The organism is Uliginosibacterium paludis (assembly GCF_039631355.1).
GTDB classification, from domain to species: Bacteria; Pseudomonadota; Gammaproteobacteria; order Burkholderiales; family Rhodocyclaceae; genus Uliginosibacterium; species Uliginosibacterium paludis.
The window spans coordinates 151,360-170,932 of the sequence record NZ_JBDIVF010000005.1; the positions used below are offsets into that span (position 1 = coordinate 151,360).

20 protein-coding genes are annotated in these 19,573 nt (G+C 64.2%); 13 read left to right on the forward strand and 7 right to left on the reverse strand.

The features are described 5' to 3' along the window. The first annotated feature begins 13 nt into the window (after positions 1 to 13). The 8 genes from murC to thpR all read left to right on the forward strand — a co-directional run bounded on the left by murC (position 14) and on the right by thpR (position 7,505). Positions 14 to 1,405, forward strand: a complete 1,392-nt coding sequence (gene murC, locus ABDB87_RS14300) for a UDP-N-acetylmuramate--L-alanine ligase (RefSeq protein ID WP_345928203.1) — start codon at positions 14 to 16, stop codon at positions 1,403 to 1,405. Then, on the forward strand, positions 1,405 to 2,346 hold the full coding sequence (locus ABDB87_RS14305) for a D-alanine--D-alanine ligase (RefSeq protein ID WP_345928290.1): 942 nt from the start codon (positions 1,405 to 1,407) through the stop codon (positions 2,344 to 2,346). The genes murC and ABDB87_RS14305 overlap by 1 nt, the downstream gene beginning before the upstream one ends. Before the next feature lie 2 nt (positions 2,347 to 2,348). Beyond that, on the forward strand, positions 2,349 to 3,176 hold the full coding sequence (locus ABDB87_RS14310) for a cell division protein FtsQ/DivIB (RefSeq protein ID WP_345928205.1): 828 nt from the start codon (positions 2,349 to 2,351) through the stop codon (positions 3,174 to 3,176). Continuing rightward, positions 3,173 to 4,402, forward strand: a complete 1,230-nt coding sequence (ftsA, locus tag ABDB87_RS14315; protein ID WP_345928207.1) for a cell division protein FtsA — start codon at positions 3,173 to 3,175, stop codon at positions 4,400 to 4,402. Before ABDB87_RS14310 ends, ftsA begins: the two co-directional genes overlap by 4 nt. Before the next feature lie 156 nt (positions 4,403 to 4,558). Continuing rightward, a complete protein-coding gene (ftsZ, locus tag ABDB87_RS14320) occupies positions 4,559 to 5,695 on the forward strand; it encodes a cell division protein FtsZ (RefSeq protein WP_345928292.1) in 1,137 nt (378 codons plus the stop codon). 97 nt (positions 5,696 to 5,792) lie between these two features. Beyond that, on the forward strand, positions 5,793 to 6,482 hold the full coding sequence (gene ispD, locus ABDB87_RS14325; RefSeq protein WP_345928208.1) for a 2-C-methyl-D-erythritol 4-phosphate cytidylyltransferase: 690 nt from the start codon (positions 5,793 to 5,795) through the stop codon (positions 6,480 to 6,482). Continuing rightward, the gene (gene ispF / locus ABDB87_RS14330; RefSeq protein WP_345928210.1) at positions 6,482 to 6,973 is read left to right on the forward strand and encodes a 2-C-methyl-D-erythritol 2,4-cyclodiphosphate synthase; all 492 of its coding nucleotides are present in this window, start codon (positions 6,482 to 6,484) and stop codon (positions 6,971 to 6,973) included. The genes ispD and ispF overlap by 1 nt, the downstream gene beginning before the upstream one ends. Next, positions 6,963 to 7,505, forward strand: a complete 543-nt coding sequence (gene thpR / locus ABDB87_RS14335) for an RNA 2',3'-cyclic phosphodiesterase (RefSeq protein WP_345928213.1) — start codon at positions 6,963 to 6,965, stop codon at positions 7,503 to 7,505. The genes ispF and thpR overlap by 11 nt, the downstream gene beginning before the upstream one ends. Before the next feature lies 1 nt (position 7,506). Here thpR and ABDB87_RS14340 read toward each other — a convergent pair whose 3' ends face one another. The 3 genes from ABDB87_RS14340 to ABDB87_RS14350 form a co-directional block, all read right to left on the reverse strand. Next, a complete protein-coding gene (locus ABDB87_RS14340) occupies positions 7,507 to 8,394 on the reverse strand; it encodes a 1-acylglycerol-3-phosphate O-acyltransferase, YihG family (RefSeq protein ID WP_345928216.1) in 888 nt (295 codons plus the stop codon). Between the two features lie 75 nt (positions 8,395 to 8,469). Next, a complete protein-coding gene (locus tag ABDB87_RS14345) occupies positions 8,470 to 8,871 on the reverse strand; it encodes a host attachment protein (protein WP_345928218.1) in 402 nt (133 codons plus the stop codon). 97 nt (positions 8,872 to 8,968) lie between these two features. Then, complete coding sequence (locus ABDB87_RS14350; protein WP_345928220.1) at positions 8,969 to 9,757, reverse strand: M90 family metallopeptidase; 789 nt, start codon at positions 9,755 to 9,757, stop codon at positions 8,969 to 8,971. A 72-nt stretch (positions 9,758 to 9,829) separates the two neighbouring features. Here ABDB87_RS14350 and ABDB87_RS14355 point away from each other — a divergent pair, with 72 nt between their 5' ends. From ABDB87_RS14355 to ABDB87_RS14370, 4 genes are all read left to right on the forward strand, one after another. After that, positions 9,830 to 12,034, forward strand: a complete 2,205-nt coding sequence (locus tag ABDB87_RS14355) for a RelA/SpoT family protein (protein WP_345928226.1) — start codon at positions 9,830 to 9,832, stop codon at positions 12,032 to 12,034. A 132-nt stretch (positions 12,035 to 12,166) separates the two neighbouring features. After that, positions 12,167 to 12,385 (forward strand): hypothetical protein, encoded by a 219-nt coding sequence (locus tag ABDB87_RS14360; RefSeq protein WP_345928228.1) that lies wholly within the window; start codon positions 12,167 to 12,169, stop codon positions 12,383 to 12,385. A gap of 158 nt (positions 12,386 to 12,543) precedes the next feature. After that, positions 12,544 to 13,230, forward strand: coding sequence for a response regulator (locus ABDB87_RS14365; protein WP_345928230.1), 687 nt, complete (start codon positions 12,544 to 12,546; stop codon positions 13,228 to 13,230). Continuing rightward, entirely contained in the window at positions 13,214 to 14,599 is a 1,386-nt protein-coding gene (locus ABDB87_RS14370) for a sensor histidine kinase (protein ID WP_345928232.1), read from the forward strand. The genes ABDB87_RS14365 and ABDB87_RS14370 overlap by 17 nt, the downstream gene beginning before the upstream one ends. 3 nt (positions 14,600 to 14,602) lie before the next feature. Here the strand turns inward: ABDB87_RS14370 and ABDB87_RS14375 are convergent, their stop codons facing one another. From ABDB87_RS14375 to ubiT, 4 genes are read right to left on the reverse strand one after another with little or no spacing between them, the layout of a single operon-like run. Then, a complete protein-coding gene (locus ABDB87_RS14375) occupies positions 14,603 to 15,337 on the reverse strand; it encodes a pseudouridine synthase (RefSeq protein WP_345928234.1) in 735 nt (244 codons plus the stop codon). Continuing rightward, positions 15,330 to 16,187, reverse strand: a complete 858-nt coding sequence (locus tag ABDB87_RS14380) for a hypothetical protein (RefSeq protein WP_345928236.1) — start codon at positions 16,185 to 16,187, stop codon at positions 15,330 to 15,332. The genes ABDB87_RS14375 and ABDB87_RS14380 overlap by 8 nt, the downstream gene beginning before the upstream one ends. A 7-nt stretch (positions 16,188 to 16,194) precedes the next feature. Next, complete coding sequence (locus ABDB87_RS14385; protein WP_345928238.1) at positions 16,195 to 18,096, reverse strand: O-linked N-acetylglucosamine transferase, SPINDLY family protein; 1,902 nt, start codon at positions 18,094 to 18,096, stop codon at positions 16,195 to 16,197. Positions 18,097 to 18,150: 54 nt separating this feature from the next. Beyond that, positions 18,151 to 18,579: a ubiquinone anaerobic biosynthesis accessory factor UbiT gene (gene ubiT, locus ABDB87_RS14390; protein ID WP_345928240.1), complete on the reverse strand. Its 429-nt coding sequence runs from the start codon at positions 18,577 to 18,579 to the stop codon at positions 18,151 to 18,153. Between the two features lie 109 nt (positions 18,580 to 18,688). On the opposite strand from ubiT, the gene ABDB87_RS14395 reads away from it, so the two are divergent. Then, positions 18,689 to 19,573, forward strand: coding sequence for a glycosyltransferase family 9 protein (locus ABDB87_RS14395; RefSeq protein ID WP_345928242.1), 885 nt, complete (start codon positions 18,689 to 18,691; stop codon positions 19,571 to 19,573).

Consider the following 19,573-nt stretch of genomic DNA (forward strand, 5'->3'; position numbering starts at 1 on the left):
CGGGAGTGCAGGCATGAAACACAAGATCAGGAACATCCATTTCGTAGGGATCGGCGGCGCGGGCATGAGTGCCATCGCCGAGGTCCTCGCCAGCCAGGGCTATGCCGTGAGCGGGTCCGACCTCGCGGACAATGCCACGACGCGTCGCCTGGCTTCGCTCGGCATCCGGGTGATCCAGGGGCACGCCGCAGAGAACGTTTCCGACGCGGACGCGATCGTCACCTCGACCGCCGTGCGTCACGACAATCCGGAAGTGCTCGCGGCACGGGCGCGGCAGATTCCGGTGGTGCCGCGCGCACAGATGCTGGCCGAGCTCATGCGGCTCAAGCAGGGGATCGCGATTGCCGGCACGCACGGCAAGACCACCACCACGAGTCTTGTCTCCAGCGTGCTCGCGGAAGCCGGGCTTGACCCGACCTTCGTGATCGGCGGACGGCTCAATGCAGCAGGTGCCAACTCGCGAGTGGGCAGTGGTGACTTCCTGGTGGCAGAGGCCGACGAGTCCGATGCTTCCTTCCTCATGCTGAGCCCGGTCATTTCGGTCGTCACCAATATCGACGCCGATCACATGGAGACCTATGGCCACGATTTCGGCCGGCTCAAGCATGCCTTCATCGACTTCCTCAACCGCCTGGCCTTCTATGGCGTGGCGGTGGTGTGTGCCGATGACCCGAACGTCAGGGAGATCCTGCCTTTCGTGTCCAAGCAGGTGATCCGCTACGGTTTCTCGCCGGATGCGCAGGTGCGCGCCGAAAACGTGCGGGCCGTCGGTGGCCAGATGCATTTCGACGTGATCCGCAGCAATGGCAGCAGCGTGCGCTTCCCCGTGAGGCTGAACCTGCCCGGCATGCACAACGTGCTCAACGCGCTGGCGACGGTTGCGGTGGCCAGCGAAGTCGGCGTGTCAGATGAGGACATCGCGCGCGGCCTCGAAAACTTCCAGGGGGTCGGACGTCGCTTCCAGCGCTATGGCCAGGTCGCGCTGCCTTCCGGCGGCAGCTTCACGCTGATTGACGATTACGGCCACCATCCGGTCGAAATGGCGGCCACGATTGCCGCGGCCCGGGGCGCCTTCCCCGGCCAGCGTCTGCTGCTGGCCTTCCAGCCTCACCGCTACACCCGTACACGCGACTGCTTCGAGGATTTCGTGAAGGTGCTGGGCTCGGTTGATTCCCTCGTGCTCGGCGAGGTCTATGCCGCGGGCGAAGCGCCCATCGTGGCAGCAGATGGGCGCTCCCTCGCGCGCGCGCTGCGTGTCGCAGGCAGGATCGAGCCGGTATTCGTCGAGCAGGTGGCTGACATGCCTGCTGCAATCATGGAAACAGCGCGTGATGGTGATGTGGTGATGACCATGGGCGCGGGTTCGATCGGTGGCGTGCCGGCCCGGCTCGTGGCGGCGGAATGATGAGTGGAGAACGTGCAGTGACAGAGGCAACCCGGAATTTCGGCAAGGTGGCAGTGCTCATGGGCGGCCCGTCAGCGGAGCGCGAGATCTCGCTGCTGTCCGGCAATGCGGTGCTGGCCGCGTTGCGCTCGCAGGGTGTGGATGCGCATGCCTTCGACCCCGCCGAGCGCCCGGTCTGGGCGCTGGCAGAAGAAGGCTTCAATCGCGCATTCATCACGCTGCATGGCCGCTTCGGCGAAGACGGCACGGTGCAGGGCGCGCTTCAGGTCATGAAGATCCCCTTCACCGGCAGCGGGGTGATGGCTTCCGCGATCGCGATGGACAAGTGGCGCACCAAGCTCGTGTGGCTTGCTGCAGGCGTACCGACACCGGCTTACCGCATGCTCGTGCCAGGTTGCGATTACGCATCTGTCATTGATGAGCTGGGCCTGCCGCTCATCATCAAACCGGCACGTGAGGGCTCTTCTCTTGGCGTGACCAAGGTTCGCAACGCAGCAGAGTTTGCCGCGGCATTCGAGGCAGCCCATCGCCTGGACCCGCTCGTGATCGCGGAGCAGTTCGTCAGCGGCCAGGAAATGACGGCGGCCGTGCTGGGCGACAAGGCGCTGCCGCTCGTGCGCATCGAGCCGCTCAAGGGTGAGTACGATTACCAGAACAAGTACTTCACCGACGATGTGCGCTATCACTGCCCCGCCGGCATCGCACCCGAAATCGAGGAAGCGATCCAGTCCGATGCCCTGAAGGCTTTCCAGGTGCTCGGATGTCGTGGCTGGGGCAGGGCAGACCTGATCCTGCGCGAGGACGGCAGCTACAGTTTCCTCGAGATGAACACCGCACCGGGCATGACCGGACACTCGCTGGTCCCGATGGCCGCCCGCACGGCTGGTCTTGGTTTCGAGCAACTGTGTCTGGACATTCTCGAGCAGGCCAGCCTCGACTGAACATGGGAGCACAGCAGCCCGCCTTCGGAAAAACCGGTCCGGCCGCAAAGCCGGAAACCGGTGCGCGTGCCGTGGCACGCGGCTTCTGGCACAGGCCGGACTGGATGGGACTCGTTTCCGATGTCCTGATGCTGTTTGCATCCGTTCTTTTTGGCGTGGCCGTCGTGAAGTTTGCCGCCAATCTGCCGTTATTCGGCTTGCGGCAGGTCACCGTGGTTTCGCCGCTGTCACACGTCACCCGGGCACAGTTGGAGTACGTCGCCTCGTCAGCATTGAATGGAAATTTTTTCACCGTCGATCTCGAAGGCGGTCGCAAGGCCTTCGAGAACCTGCCCTGGGTGCGTAGTGCAACCTTGCGCCGGGTCTGGCCCGGAGAGATTGTCGTGCAGCTCGAGGAGCATGTGGCTGCCGCTTACTGGCGAAGCATCGATTCGGGGGACACGCGTCTCGTGAATACCTTCGGTGAGCTGTTCGACGGCGCCAGCAACGGAAACCTTCCGGTGTTCAGCGGACCGCCGGACGCCAGTGCTGCCATCCTCGGACAGTTGCACGTCCTCAACGAGATGTTCAAGCCCATGGATCGCAAGGTGGTCACGCTGTCGCTGTCAGGGCGTCAGGCATGGCAGGTGAAACTTGACAACGGCATGGTCGTCGAACTCGGCAAGGATCAGGGCAGAGCGCCGCTCAATGAGCGGCTCAAGCGTTTTGTGAAGTTGTGGCCCCAGCTGTCGGCATCGCTTCCCCGTCCGGTGCAGGTTGCCGACCTGCGCTACACGACGGGCTTCGCGATCCGGATGGCAGGCAGCGAACAGAGAAAAGGCAAGCAATGAGCAAGGACAGCAAGGATCTCATCGTCGGACTCGATCTTGGCACTTCCAAGGTCACCGCCATGGTTGCCGAACTCAGGCCGGATGGCCGGCTGGAGGTCGTCGGCGTGGCGACCCAGCCCTGTTCCGGCCTCAAGAAGGGCGTCGTGGTGAACATCGAGGCAACGGTGGACGCCATCTCGCGCGTGGTGCAGGAAGTCGAGGTGATGGCGGACTGCAAGATCCGCGACGTCTACACCGGCATCGCCGGCAGCCACATCCGCAGTTTCAACTCGAACGGAATGGTGGCGATCAAGGACAAGGAAGTCACGCCGCTTGACGTCGAACGGGTGATTGAAGTGGCGCGAGCCATGCCCATTCCCGCGGATCAGCAGATCCTGCACATCCTGACCCAGGAGTTCATCGTCGACGGCCAGGATGGCGTGCGCGAACCCATCGGCATGAGTGGTGCACGGCTTGAGGTGAAGGTGCACATCGTGACTGGCGCCGTGTCTGCCGCGCAGAACCTGATCAAGTGCGTGCGGCGCTGCGGTCTCGAAGTCGTGGACCTCGTCCTGCAGCCGCTGGCCTCGAGCTTCGCGACACTCTCCGAGGACGAAAAGGAACTGGGCGTATGCCTGGTTGACGTTGGCGGCGGCACGACCGACCTTGCCGTGTTCACACAGGGAGCCATCCGTCATACCGCGGTGATTCCGATTGCGGGCGACCAGATCACCAACGACATCGCCATGGCGCTGCGCACGCCCACTGCCGAGGCTGAAGGCATCAAGATCGATTTCGGAGTGGCCATGCAGAGTCTGGTGGATCCCGAGGAAACGATCGAGGTGCCGAGCGTTGGCGAGCGCGCTTCGCGCCGCCTCTCGCGCGAGAGCCTCGCTGCGGTGATCCAGCCGCGCGTGCAGGAACTGTTTGAACTGGTGCAGGCAGAGTTGCGACGCAGCGGTTACGAGGAACTGCTGTCCTCCGGGCTCGTCCTTTCCGGCGGTACCGCGCAGCTTGGCGGTATCTGCGATCTGGGGGACGAAGTGTTTCATCTACCGGTGCGGATCGGTATTCCGGCCTATCAGGGATCGCTTGCTGACGTGGTATGCCAGCCGCAATACGCGAACGTAATGGGGCTGGTGCTGGAAGGTGCCGCACAACGCCGACGCGGATTGCAGGCGCGGGAAACACGGAACCTGCGTCATTCATTTGACAGGATAAAAGCCTGGTTCGAGAAAAACTTCTGATTAGTCATGAACTTGCAAGCGTTCATGGTCTAAGGGGAATTGCTTGTGTGCGGTGCGGTTATTTAGTAGTAAACTCCGCATCGATCTACTATATTTAGGCTGTTTTGATTCAACGCAAAACACCATTAAGCCAGTTTCAAAGGGGAAAACATGGATCTGATCGAAGTTGTCGACAAGGAACCGAGTGGTACCGTCATCAAGGTAATTGGTGTCGGCGGTGCCGGTGGCAATGCAGTGGATCACATGATTCGGGAAGGCGTGCAGGGCGTTGAATTCATCTGCGCCAATACCGATGCCCAGGCCCTCAAGCGCTCGCTGGCCACGCGCAAGATCCAGCTCGGGGACTCCGGACTCGGCGCGGGTGCCAAGCCCGAAGCCGGCCGTGCCGAAGCGCTCGAGGCGCGCGAAGCCATCATGGCGGCGCTGCAAGGGGCGCACATGGCCTTCATTACCGCCGGCATGGGTGGCGGTACCGGTACTGGTGCAGCACCCGTCGTGGCAGAGGTGGCCAAGGAACTCGGCATCCTGACCGTGGCCGTGGTCACCAAACCCTTCGATTTCGAGAACCGCTTCCGCGTGGCGGACAGCGGCGTGGAAGAGCTTTCCAAGCATGTCGATTCGCTGATCGTGGTGCTCAACGACAAGCTGATGGAAGTCTATGGTGATGATGCCAGCATGGAAGAGTGCTTCCGCAATGCTGACGACGTGCTCCGCAAGGCCGTCGGTGGCATCGCCGAAATCATCAATGTGCCTGGCCTGGTCAACGTCGACTTCCAGGACGTCCGCACACTGATGGCCGAGATGGGGCGGGCCATGATGGGTTCGGCTGAAGCAGCCGGCATGGACCGTGCGCGCATTGCTGCCGAGCAGGCTGCGGCCAGTCCGCTGCTTGAAGGCGTGGAGCTCTCCGGCGCACGTGGCGTGCTGATCAATATCACTGCCAGCCGCTCGCTGAAGATGTCGGAAGTGCGCGAGGCGGTGCAGACGGTGCGCGCGTTTGCCACCGCAGATGCCACCGTGTTCTACGGCACCGTGTTTGATGACTCGATGGAAGACCGCATGCGGGTGACCGTGCTGGCTACCGGTCTGGGCTCGAGCCGCGCAGCCGTGCGCCAGCCGGTGATCCAGATGGTCAAGACCGGTACCGACAACGTCGCCATGGAAGTGAATTACGACGACCTGGCGATGCCGGCGGTGATCCGTCGTGGCACGCGCAGCACGGCGCAGGCCATGAGCGACAACGGCTTCGGCACATACGACATCCCGGCCTTTCTGCGCAAGCAGGCAGACTGAGTTGCAGGTCTGACGCAATGAAAACCGGGCTTCAGGCCCGGTTTTTTTACGCCTGCCTCGGACGGGCTGGCGGGGGCGCTTCGCGTAAAATCCCGGCATGAACCGATATTTTGCGATAGTACCGGCCGCAGGCAGCGGCAGCAGAATGGGGGCCGAGCGCCCGAAGCAGTATCTGCCCCTGGCAGGACGTCCCTTGATCTGGCATGCGCTGGCGACCCTGTGCGCGGTGCCTGAAGTCGAACGGGTTGTTGTCGTGATCTCGGCGGAGGATGAATGGTGGGTCGCCCACGACTGGTCCTGTTTTGACGGACGTCTGCAGGTCCTGCGGGCGGGTGGGGCGACGCGTGCCGAAACGGTCAGGAATGCCTTGCGGGAGTTGGGCGATGATCTGGCGCCGGAAGACTGGGTGCTGGTGCACGATGCTGCGCGCGCCTGTCTTGCACGGCATCATGTCGAAGTGCTGCTGGAGACGCTCGCCGACGATCCGGTCGGTGGGCTGCTTGCCCAGCCGGTGGCGGATACGCTCAAGCGCAGCGACGAGACGGGACGCGTGCAGCAGACGGTCTCGCGCGAGTCGATGTGGCAGGCCCAGACACCGCAGATGTTTCGTGCCGGCTTGCTCATCCGGGCTCTGGACGAGAAACCCGGCGTGACGGATGAGGCGGGCGCGGTCGAAGCCTGTGGCCTCGCGCCTAAGCTCGTGCCGGCGGATGCCACGAATTTCAAGGTGACTTATCCGCAGGACCTCGCGCTGGCGGAACTGATCCTTCATTCCAGGAGTTTTTGATGACATTTGCATTCAGGATCGGTCAGGGGCTCGATGTGCACCGTCTGGTCGAAGGGCGGAAGCTGATTCTCGGCGGCGTCGAGATTCCCCATGAGCGGGGTTTGCTGGGGCATTCGGATGCCGATGCGCTTCTGCATGCCATCACTGATGCCGTGCTCGGGGCGGCCGGGCTGGGGGATATCGGGCGGCTGTTTCCCGACACCGATCCCGCGAATGAGGGGGCGGATAGTCGCGTCCTGCTGCGCGAGGCGGTCCGCAAAGTTCACGAGGCGGGCTGGCGCGTGGTCAATGTGGACGCCACGATCATTGCCCAGGCGCCCAGGATCGCACCGCATGCGGCCGCGATGGTTGCCAATATTGCGGCGGACCTGCAGGTGGAGACGGGGTGCGTGAACGTCAAGGGCAAAACCAACGAGAAGCTGGGCCATCTCGGTCGCGGTGAAGGTATTGCGACCCAGGCCATTGCCTTGATCGCAAGGCATGGAGGCTGAGGTACGGCGCGCGTTTCTTGCGTTGTGGCCGCCGGCCGCACTGGCGAGCACCTTGCTCGAGCGTTGTGCCGGTCTCGCCGGCAGGCCGGTGCCGGCTCAGGATCTTCACCTCACGCTGGCTTACCTTGGGGATCTTGATGATGCGGGTCGCGATGCCGTTTCACGGATCGCCGCCAGGCTCGTCCTGCCTGCGCTCGACTTGCAGCCTGATCGCCTGGCTTGGTGGCCACACAACAGGATTCTCTGGGCCGGCCTGAAAGCGTGGCCGGAGCCCTTGGCCCGGTTTCATTCGGAGTTGCTCAGGAGCCTGATGGCTGCTGGCTTTTCACTGGAGAAGCGGCCCTTCGTGCCGCATCTGACCTTGCTGAAGCAGGCGGCTCGACCCTCAGGTGACGGCACCTTCAGTGCCCGTGAAGTGGCCGGACTGCCGCTCTGGCCGCTGGATTCGTTCTGCCTGGCGGCCTCCCTGCCGGCAGGCGAGCGGCTGGCCGGGCGCTACACCATCCTGGAGCGCTGGCCCGCCGTGCAATGACTCAGCCGCGATGCTCCGCCAGGAGTTCGCCGATCCTTTGATCCTTTTCCTGCCAGACGCCGTTGAGCCAGGTCTGGATGTGGGCACGGTAGTGCGGCTCGCTGCTGGCCGCCTCACCGATGAATTCGGAAGGGATCTGCAGCTTGCGGCACTCGACCACGACCCGCCCCATGCGGCCGCACATGACGTTGATGAAGTTGGGTACGCCATCGGGATAGACGATGGTGACATCCAGCATGCACTCATAGAGCTCGCCCATCGTGCCCAGCGCGATCGAGGCGCCGCCGCTCTTGGGCTTGAGCAGGTTCTGATAGGGAGACTTCTGCTGAGCGTGCTTGGCGGGCGTGAAACGCGTGCCTTCAAGGAAGTTGATGACCGAGGTGGGGATGTTCCGGAATTTCTCGCAGGACTTTCTCGCCGTGGCCATGTCTGCCGCAGCGGAGGCCAGATTGCGGCCACCCCGCCGCATGAACGGGAAGTCCAGCGCCCACCAGGCGAGCCCGATCACCGGGACATAGATCAGCTCTTTCTTGAGAAAGAACTTGAGGAAGGGGATCTTGCCCTGGAAAACCTTCTGCAGGATGACGATGTCGGCCCAGCTCTGGTGATTGCTGCTGACCAGGTACCAGCCACGGGGATTGAGTCCCTCTACGCCGGAGACCTGCCAGCGCCGCGCTTCAATGGCGAGCATCCAGAAGTTGTTGCCACGGATCCAGGTATCGGCCAGTGCGTTGAGGCACAGGTCCGCAAAGGTACGCACCGGCTTGAGCGGGATGCAGAGCTTCAACAGCGAGAAGGGGATGAAGAAAATGCAGATCAGCAGGGTGTTGATCGCAATGCAGAGGCCCGAAAAAACGGCCTTCAGGGGAGCGGGCAGCCAGCGGAGCATGGGCAGGTAGCGTAAGCGTAAAGCTCGATTCTACCGGTGATTCATGCTCCGCATGGCGGTGCCGGGGCGGGCGGTTCAGACGCAGAGGCAGTGCCCGAGGTGTGCGCTCAGGGCCCCGGATTCGGAGCGGGTGTAGTCCTTGTCGAGCCGGCTGCTGACCAGCGATGCGGTCGGCGCGTCGAGTTCGGCGTTGAGCAGGCCCATGAAGGCGGGCGGCGCCACCAGGATGGCTCGCTGGAAGGCGCCCCGACTTCGCGCCTTGTAGAGATCATTGGCAAGCCGATGGGCGAAGCCCTGGGCATTGAGTTTGTCGGGTGCCTTGCATTTCGGAGAGGCCCGGCCGCTGGATTCCGCCACGTTCATGTCACTTTCGTTCAGTGCGCTTTCCTGGATCAGTTCCAGTGATTTGTTGGGCCCGCTGTGCGAAAAGATGCGGGCGTGACGGGCATTGGCAACAACAATCCAGGTCATCGACATCGGAGACTCCTTGATACGCGGCGTGAGGGATAAATCCGGCCGGCAGGCTGCCGGGGCCGGTCAGTCAGACTAGGAAGCCGGCTTGGCGCTGTGCCAATCAAATTTTGGAATGGGCGCCTGTTTCCCTTGTGCCAGGCGGTTCCAGAAGGTCGATGCGATAGAAAAGGCTGAGCTGTCGGTAAAACTCCGGATAGCTCGTCATCAGGATTTCGGGCTCGGTGAAGAAGGTTTCCGAGCACACCGCAAAGAACTCGGCCGGGTGCTCAGCCGCGTAAGGGTCGAGCGTTGTGGCTTCGCCCTGGTCGACGCGGTCGCGGAAATCGTCGAAGGCGTCGTCCAGTGCATGCTGCCAGGCCTCCACGCTCATGCCGGCGTGCAGGGGCGGCTCGCCATCGGCTTCTCCGCCCAGCATGTCGAGCTTGTGCGCGAATTCATGGATCACGACGTTGATTCCCTCCTGCATCTCGCGACTGGCTGACCAGGCGAGGATCACCGGCCCGCCGTCCCAGGCCTCGCCCAGTGCGTCCTCCTCGTATTCATGCAGCACCCCGTCGGCGTCTACGATCCGTCGGGGGATTACGAAATCGTCCGGATAGACGATGACGCCCTGCCAGCCGGAATAGGCGGCAAGCCCGAGCCGCAGTACCGGCAGGCAGGCCTGAAGGGCGATCGACAGGCGCACGAAGTTGTCCGGCTCGAAGTCTTGCGCACCGGAGAAGACCTTGGTTTCCAGGAATTCGAGTGCCAGCGAGCGCAGGGCCGTGCGGTCGGCCGGGGCGAGGCGCTCCAGCCAGGGCTGACAGGCCTCCACCGCTTGCCAGAGCGGCGCGGCAATGCGTGCCGGGTCGGGCCCGGTCCTGAAGATTTTTTGCAGGAATCTGAACATTTCGGTGTCGGCTTGATGCTTTCCCCCGGGAGGGTAGCCGGATGTGGAGGGCGCCTGTGGGATAATCGCCGCATGGTTTCCGTTCAGCACTCAGTCGCCAATACCGACGGCGTCACTCCCTACGAAGAAGTCCTGGCTGATGGCCTGCCGGCCGACGCGCGTCCGGTGCTCGCCCAGGCGATCGAGTGGGCCCAGGATTGTTATGGCGATCGCCGCCTGACCAGCGGCGAGGGGACTTTCGAACACGCGCTGGGCATGGCGCTGATCGCAGTGTCCCTGCGTCTGGATCTGGACGCCCGCGTGGCGGCGCTCCTGTTCGCCGTGCATGAATTCGACGACAAGGCGAGTGAGGGCATCGAGGAGCGTTTCGGCCCCCTGACTGCCAAACTGGTCGAAGGTCTGCGCCGGCTCAATCGCTTGCGTATCACCTCGCGCACCGACGGCGGCACTCCGGCGGATCTGCGCGCGCAGACGGAGATCCTGCGCAAGATGGTGCTGGCGCTCGCAGAAGACATTCGCGTCGTGCTCCTGCGCCTGTCCTCCCGCGTGCAGACGCTGCGCCATTTCGCCGCGAACAAGGAGTGCACGAATCTCGACATCGCCCGCGAGAGCATGGACCTCTATGCGCCGCTCGCCAACCGGCTGGGTGTGTGGCAGCTCAAGTGGGAGCTCGAGGATCTCTCGTTCCGCTTTCTCGAGCCGGATACCTACAAGACGATCGCGAAGCAGCTCGACGAGCGCCGTGTAGAGCGCGAAGCCTTCATTGCCGAGTCGATTGCGCGGCTCAAGCACGATCTGGGCGTGATCGGCGTGAAGGCCGAAGTCTATGGCCGGCCCAAGCACATCTACAGCATCTGGAACAAGATGCGGAACAAGAACGTCGGCTTCGACCAGGTCTATGACGTACGCGCCTTGCGCGTGCTGGTCGAGGAAGTGCGTGACTGCTACGCGGTATTGAGCCTGGTCCACGAACTCTGGGAGCCGATCCCGCGGGAGTTCGACGATTACATTCTCAAGCCCAAGGGCAACAACTACCAGTCGCTTCACACGGCCGTGCGTGCGGCGGATGGCCGCTCGATGGAAGTGCAGATCCGTACCTACGACATGCACCGGCATGCCGAGCTCGGCGTGGCCGCGCACTGGCGCTACAAGGAAGGCGCGACCGAGCCGGGCGGCTCGGTGTATGACGAAAAGATCGCGCTGCTGCGCAACCTGCTCTCCTGGCGAGACGAGGTCACGGACGGCGCGGTGTGGGAAGAACACACCAAGGCCGCTGCGCTGGACGACACCGTATATGTGGTCACGCCGCAGGGCCGGGTGATCGATCTCGCGGCCGGCGCCACGCCGATCGACTTCGCCTACCGCCTGCATACCGATCTCGGGCATCGCTGCCGCGGCGCCAAGGTGGACGGCCAGATGGTGCCGCTCGACACGCAGCTCAAGAGCGGGCAGAAGGTCGAGATCGTGGCGGCCAAGCAGGGCGGCCCTTCGCGTGACTGGCTCAATCCGCAGCTCAACTACCTCGTTACCTCGAATGCGCGTGCCAAGGTGCGGCGCTGGTTCGTGCAGCAGGAGGAGGAAGAGACGGCCGCGCATGGCAAGGCCATCGTCTCCCGGGAGCTGCAGCGCGGCGGCATGACGCAAGCGAACCAGGAAGCGCTGGCTGTGAAGCTGGGGTTTCGTGACACGCAGAGCCTGTATCTGGCCGTGGGGCGGGGAGATATCAGCGCCCGCCAGATCCATCATGCGGTCTTGCCCGAGGCGCCTGCCGTACCCGAGCCCGAGCTGATCATTCATGAAGAGAAGAAGCACTCAGGCGACGACCGCGTGCTCGTCGTCGGGGTGGGGCGTCTGCTCACCCAGCTCGCGCGCTGCTGCAAGCCGGTACCGCCGGACGAGATCCAGGGCTTCGTGACGCGCGGCCGCGGTGTATCGATTCACCGCTCCGACTGCAGCAGTTTCCAGAACATCGCCCAGCAGCATCCGGAACGCATCGTGCCCGCCGAGTGGGGCGTGCATGCCATGCAGGCCAAGGCCCGGCACGAGGTTTTTCCGGTCGATATCGTTGTCGAGGCACACGACCGCTCCGGCCTCCTGCGGGATGTCTCCGACATTTTCACGCGCGAGCGGCTCAACGTGATTGGCGTAAACACGGTCTCGAAATCGAGCCGGGCGCACATGCGTTTCACCATCGAGGTGTCGGGCTCCGAGCCGGTGCAGCGCGTGGTGCAGCAGGTCGCGGAAGTGCAGGGCGTGATCTCGGTCCAGCGGGGTTGAGCTGCGGCACGCGCCGCTGTCAGATTGCCGTCAGCTTCCACTCAGACTCCGGTCAGCTTCGGTCAGCACACTGTCTCCATCGGCAAGGCAATCAAGACCTCGTCCGATCCAACCAGTTACCGGAGAATGAACATGACCAAGATGCTTGCCGCCCTGATCGCTACCGTTGCCATGGGTTCCGTTTTTGCTGCTGACCTGCCCGCCGCCCCCGAAGCTGCTCCGGCTGCCGCCCCGGCCAAGACCGCCAAGGCCGTGGTGCACAAGAAGCATGTCAAGCCGGTGGCTCACAAGGCTGCCAAGAAGGCCAAGGCCAAGGCTGCCGCCCCGGCTGACGCAGCCCCGGCAAACTGATCGTTGCCGATCCATGCTCCGGCCCTGCCGGGGCACGCACCGACGCCCGCCCCGAGCGGGCGTTTGTACATCTGAAGCGGGCCTTGCTTGCGCCGAGGCCGCACGAGGGGCGGCCCGTTTTCTGGCAAGATGAGACCGCCTGATTCCGGATTGCAGACATGCGCGTGATGCTTGTTGAAGATGACCCCGCTCTGGCCGACACGATCAGCCGGGCGTTGAAAAGCCAGGTCGACGCTCAGGTCGACTGGACGGCTCGCGGCGAGCCGGTCACCGTTTCCCTGCAGAGTGATGACTATGACCTGCTGGTGCTCGACATCGGGCTGCCCGGCATCGATGGTTTCGAGGTGCTGCGCCGGGTGCGCGCTGCCGGCTTGCGGCTGCCGGTGCTGGTACTTACCGGGCGCGAAGCGATCGATGACCGGGTTCATGGTCTCGAACTTGGGGCGGACGATTACATGGTCAAGCCTTTTGCCCTGCCCGAGATGGTGGCGCGTGCCAAGGCGCTGGTGCGCCGTGCGCGGGGTCAGTCAGCCGGGACCCGGACGGCCGTAGGCCGACTGGTGATGGATGCCTCGGCGCGCCGGGCCTGGGTGGCCGGGCAGGAGATCGAACTGCCCGCGCGCGAGTGGCAGCTGCTCGAATATCTGCTGCGGCATCTGGGCAAGGTGGTCAGCAAGGAGCATCTGGTCAGCTCGCTGTCCGGCTGGGAGGGCGACGTCAGCGAAAACGCCGTGGAGGTGTACGTCTCCCGGCTGCGCGGCAAGCTGACGGGCTCCGGCTTGCGCATCCGCACCGTGCGCGGATTCGGCTATCTGCTCGAGGAGTCTGATGCCGATCCGGCCTGATCTCGGTTTGCGCGCCCGCCTGGCGCTGATTCTGGCGCCCTGCATGATCCTGCTGCTGCTGGCCGCCGCGGCCGCGCAGTACTTGCTGGCGGTCCGCCCGCTCGAGCGCCAGCTTGACCGCTCGCTGGCCGACGTGGCGATCGCCCTGGCCGACAGGATGGGCGTGAGCGAGGCGGGAGACGTCAGCTTCAATCTGTCTGACGAAGCGGCCGAGCTGCTCGACGCGGATGCGCTCGATGACAACTGGTTTACCGCCTTCAACGAACAGTTCCAGCCGATCGCCGGCGAGCCCGATCTGCACTGGCCGGCAGCGAATATTCCGCGCGGCGAGCCCTTCTTTTTCAACACGATCGTCGATGGCGTGCCGGTGCGAGCGGTGGCGGTGAAGACGCGCTGTGGCGTGCTCGAGTGCGGGGTCATCAACGCCAGCACACTCAACAAGCGGACCGAGCTGGTCGAAGCGGTTCAGCTCTCCGCGCTGATTCCGGTCGTGCTGGCCGGCATCGTTTCGATGGCGCTGGTCTGGACGGGGCTGGGCTCCGGCCTCAAGCCCCTGGTCAGACTGTCGGACGAGGTGAGCCGCCGCTCGCCGCGCGAGCTCTCGCCGGTGCGCGTCGATGATGTGCCGGGCGAAGTCCAGCCGCTGGTCGAGGCGGTGAACCGGCTCATGGAACAGCTGGCCGAATCCGGGGCTGCCCAGCAGAAGTTCCTCGCCACGGCGGCCCATCAGCTGCGCACGCCGCTGGCGGGGCTGCAGTCCCGCATCGAACTGGCACAGCTCGAAACGGCGGATCCGGAGGCGCGCGCGCGGCTGGGGGGCATTCATGAATCCGCGGTACGCGCGGCTCGTCTGGCGGTGCAACTGCTTTCGCTGGCCCGCGTCGAACCCGGTGCCAGCATGGCGGATGAGCGTGTCGAGCTCGATCTCGCGCGCCTGGCGACCGAACTCGTCGACGAGTGGGTGCCGCGAGCCATTGCGCGCAACATCGATCTGGGCTTCGAGCTTGAGGCCGCTCCGGTCAGGGGCTCGCCGCTGCTGTTGCGGGAGCTGATGGTGAATCTGCTCCACAACGCGCTCGAGTACACGCAGGCGGGCGGACACGTCACCCTGCGCAGCGGGTGTCTGGCAGGGGAGGCTTTCATCGAGGTCGAAGACAATGGCCCGGGAATTCCGCCGTCATTGCGTGCCGCGGCGCTGGAGCGCTTTGTGCGGTTGCCGGGAACGGTCGGCACGGGCAGCGGGCTGGGGCTTGCCATCGTCCATGAAATTGCCGGCGCGCATCAGGCCAGACTCGCACTGCTGGATGCGCCGGGAGGGCAGGGTCTGCTCGTGCGGGTGAGTTTCAGCGGCCTTGTCGGGCAGGCCTGAGCATCAGCTCGCCAAGGCGTCCTGCCAGCCGAAAGCCTGGATGACCCGGGTGAAGGCTTCGTCCAGCCCGGCTCGAAGCGACAGTGCCAGACCGGTGACTGGATGCTGCAGCGTCATGGCCTCGCACATCAGCAGCATGCGCCGGCAGTCATAGCGCTCGGCAAACATGCGGTTGTGAACGCCCTTGCCGTGCGTGGCGTCCCCGATGACCGGATGCGCGATGTGCTTGAGGTGGCGCCGGATCTGATGGCGGCGACCGGTTTCCGGCAACACGCGCAACAGTGCGTAGCGGCTGGCAGGATAGCGATCGACCGGAATCGGCAGCTCGATCGTTGCCAGCCGCGTGAAACGCGTGAGCGCCGACTGGGCTTCGGCGGGCGTGTCGGGGCGACGTTCCATCTCGTCAAGCTGACGACTCAGGGCATGATCGATGACGCCCGTTTCCGCGGGCCAGCCTCGCACCACGGCGAGGTAGTGCTTGAGCACGGCGTTCTGCTCGAAGATCTTGCCCGCGGCGCTCAGGGTGTCGCGATTCAGCGCGAAGAGGAGCACGCCCGAGGTGCCACGGTCGAGCCGGTGTACCGGCCAGACATGCTGGCCGATCTGGTCCCGCAGCATCTGTACGGCGAAGCGCGTTTCGTGACGATCGATCTCCGAGCGGTGCACGAGCAGGCCGGAGGGCTTGTCGATCGCAACGAGCCAGTCATCCCGGTACAGGATCTTCAGCGTTTCATCCATGACCGGCGAGCGTGGCCTCGAGCACCGGGGCGAAGTGTTCAAGCGGACGGGTCTGGCGGAAGGCCTCCAGCCGTGCCCGCACCGCTTCGCCGAAACCCGCGGGATCCTGCATGAAACCGAGAATGCCCGGCAGCAGCGTCTCGCGCCGGAAGCGGAACAGGAAATCGCGGTAGAGGTCAGCGGACGGATCGTCGGTCGAATCCTCCGAAATGACCGGAATGCCGTTGATGAGCGGGTGGAAACAGCGGATCGCCTCGAAGTTCTCGACGGTGTCGGCGTTGTGCAGATTCAGTACCGCCCAGGCGCAACGCATGATTGCATCGCGTTGCGGGCCATAGAGATCGGAGATTGCGGTCACCGGTACGCCGGCGGCCCGCAACTCATCCAGGATCGCGATACGTCGTGGTGTGGCCGCACCGTAGAAGAGCAGGCCCGGCGAGGGGCCGGGCGGCGTATCGCGGATCAGCGCGGGGCTGAACAGGAAGGGGATGGCGTGCTTTCTCTGGTGCGGGATGTGGCGCAGGTTGTTGAGCGAGTAGTCCCACACATCGAAACGCGCCAGCAGCTGGCGATACACGCCGCTGCGGAAATACCAGCCCTCGCTGTTGCCGAGCTGCTCGCTGTTGAAGAGGATGGTTCCGGCGGGCAGCGCCGCAGCGTGCGCCGCGGAGAGCAGGTGGGCGCCGAAAATGACATTGTGGTGATCGGGCATGATCCGGTTGCCGCTCAGCATGGCGGGGATGCCGCTGCGGCCGATCAGATCCTGCACGTATTCCGCGGCCTCATAGAGCGCGGCGGAATGCGGATAGTCCGGCGGCTGGATGACGGTGACATTGAAAGGGCGGGGCATGCGTGCCTCAGTGGGTGAGCGTGATGTGCGCCGGCGGCAGCCCGGCTTGCCAGCGATCGTGGATGTGCGTCCATGCGGACTCCAGCTCGCGGGTGTAGCCGGCGGTGTCGAAGAGCGGGAGTTCGTCGCGTTGTGCACGGAGCCTTTCGCGAATCGCCCGGAGTCTGGCCGGGTTGCGCGCCAGTTCAAGGCACAGCGCCTCATAGTCAGCCGGTGACTGAGTGACCAGCTCCTGCAGGCCGCAGGCTTCGAGCAGGCTTGCCGCCACGCGTGCGGCAAAGGTCTGGCCGGCGAGCGTGACCACCGGCAGCCCGGCCCACAGGGCGTCGCTGGTGGTCGTGTGGGCGTTGCAGTGGAAGGTGTCGATGAACAGGTCGGCATGACGGTGTCGCGCCAGGTGTTCGGCGAGCGGCCGGCGCGCGGCGAAGTGGATGCGTTCGCCGGTGATGCCGCGCTTTTCCGCCTCGGCGCGCAGGCGCGGCACGACATGCGGATTGTCTTCGAAGAGCCAGAGTACGCTGCCGGGGACGCCGGCGAGCAAGCGCATCCAGACGTCGAAGACGTCTGGCGTGATCTTGAAGTTGTTGTTGAAGCAGCAGAACACGAAGGCATTGTCGGGCAGACCGTGATCCTGCCGGCTGCCGGCCTCATGCGCGATCGGACGCAGACGGTCGTTCGGCTGGTAGCAGCGTGGCAGGCGCAGGATCTTCTCGCTGTAGTCCGCTTCCGAACCCTCCGGAATGAGGACGGAATCGGCCACGATGTAGTCGATGAAGTCCGCGCCCATGCTGCCGGGATAGCCGAGGTAATTGACCTGGATCGGCGCCGGCCGGAATGCCAGGATGCCGGTTCGCGCATCCCGCGTATAGCCCTTGAGATCCACCGCGATGTCGATTTCATGCTTTCGCAGCAGGCGGGCGGCGGCTTCGTCGTCAAGATCGCTGACGTCAATGAAATGCTCGACCGCTCTACTCAGGCGCTCGCGCATTTGATCTCCCCCGGGGGAGTTGAATGCAAATATGAAGACTTCAAACCGGCTCCGGTCATGCTGCTCGAACAGTCCGGCCATGAGGTAGGCCGTGGCGTGCTCATGCATGTCGGCGGACAGATAGGCCAGACGGATGCGGTCGTGAGCGTATTGTTCGCCCCGGTACAGCGGGGCTTGCAGCGGGTACTCGTGGCGTGCGCGGGTGCGTGCCGCCTGCAGTTGCTGGGCTGGCGTGGCGGGCAGCGAGAAGAGCGAGAAGGGGGTGGCTGCCGGCTCACCGGCTTCCACTGCGGCCAGCAGGCGCTGGGCTCGTGCTTCATGCTCCGTCCAGTCGCACTGGCGTGCCATCAGGTTTTGCTGCCTGCCGTGCAACCAGGGCAGGCGGCTGCCTGACTGCAGCAGTTCCGCTACCAGTGCGGCGGCTTCGGGCAAGGCGTCCTGGGCGTCGAGCAGGTTGGCCAGGTTGTTGATGACGTCGGGATTGGCGGGCGCCAGTTCGCGTGCCTTGCGATAACACGTCTCCGCTTCGCCGGGCTGGCCGCTATCGCGGAGGGTATTGGCAAGGTTGTACCAGGCGGTTGCGTCGGCCGGCAGTCGCCGCACGGCTTCCCGCAGATGCGGCAGGGCCTCGTTGCGGCGCCCGAGTGCAGAAAGCGCCACGGCATAATTCAGTCGGGCACGTCCGGAATCGGGTTTGAGCCGGATGGCGAGTCCGATCTTGGGCTCCGCCTGGGCATGACGCCCCGCCATGCTGAGCGCGACGCCATGCATGTGCAGGATATCGAACTCGCGCGGGGCGAGTTTTTCCGCCGCTTCAAAGGCGTAACAGGCCGCCGCGGCGTCGCCCCCCCGGAGCAGGTACATGCCCTGATCAAGCAGGGCTTTCAGTTCCTGGAGTTTGTGCGGGCTGAGTTTCTGCATCGGAAGCGGCCGTAAAAAAACGTGATTCTAGCGGCCCGCGCGGCTGATGCGGCTTCAGGCCAGCAGGCGACCCAGCCAGGCGGGCGGTTCGATGCTGTCGAGCAGGTTCTTCAGCGTGAGTCCGAGCTCGGTGTCGCCCTCGATGCGCAGCTTGCGCTGGAAAAACAGAGTATCGGGGTCTTCGGTCCGGCGCAGCAGCTTGAGGTAGTCGGGGCTCGCCGCCCGGAAGCTGACATCTGCTTCGATGGCGGAGGAGGCCGGACGGAAATGCCCGTCGGCATAGCGAAGCGTGGCGCGAACACCCATGTCTTCAACGATGATGCGCACCGTGCGGCCTTCGAGAAAACCGAAGTCGGCGTCAAGCTGACGGGTCAGACGGGCCAGTTCGAGCGTGGCGCAGAGTCCGTCGCTCCAGGGGCGCTGGGGCAGCCTGACGCCCAGTCTCGCCAGGACGGAGGGAAGTTTGAAGTCCGCGGGTATCATGTCAGGTCTCCATAGGGGGCTGAATTGTTCGACTGCTCGCGACTATAGCGTCCGGGCGACTGGGATAACTTGAGATGGATCGCGAAGCGACAAGTTTTGCGAGCAACGCATGGCTGGTCGGATAGGTCTGATATTGCAGAGCGAAGGCATGGGCGATTGCCTGTTCGCGATTCCGGTGATTCGCAAGCTGAGGCAGATCGAGGCGCCGGATACGGTGTTCGACCTGTTCAGCCATCATCCGGACCTCTTTCGCGCCTGTCCTTATGTGGCCGGCAACCACAGGCTCGATGAAGGAGCTGTGGCGATCTATGCGGCGAATAACCGGATTGCCCGCCTCTTCGATCTTCAGGCGTTGCCGCACTGGGCGATGAACACCTGCGATTTCATCAGCATTCCGCTCGGTATCGGCCAGCTCACCCTTGAAGAAAAGCAGCTCGAATATTTTCCGGTCGAGCAGGATTGCGCCTCTCATTTCGATGTGGTCCTCAACACCTCGATGACCTGGCCCAGCCGGACCTGGGTGCAGGAGAACTGGCAGCGGCTGGCCGATTCGCTGGTCGCCCGTGGACTCAGCGTTGCGGTGGTCGGCAAGGATGTCCGGAGTGCATCGGACGAGATGGAAAAGCGTTCGCCTGCGCTCGCGGGCTGCGTTGATCTGGTCGGGCAACTGAGTCTGGACCAGACCCGATTCACGATCGCGCATGCCGGCCTGTTCGTGAGTTGCCAGAACGGGCTGGCCGTGCTGGCGGGCACGACCGAGACCGAATGCGTCATTCTCGACAAGTCGGTCGAATGGAGCCGGCATGCCGTCATCCGGCATGAGAGCCCGCTTTATCGAGCGACCTATGTGAAGGGCCTGTGTCGCGATTACTGCGGCGTGATCGATCGTTGCCCCAAGCCTGAAAACCGGGGCGCGTTCCTCTGCATTCCGTCTTTCGAGCGTGTGGAAGCCGCCGTGCTGCAGCGCCTGCGGGCTTCGGGGCGCCTGCCCTGA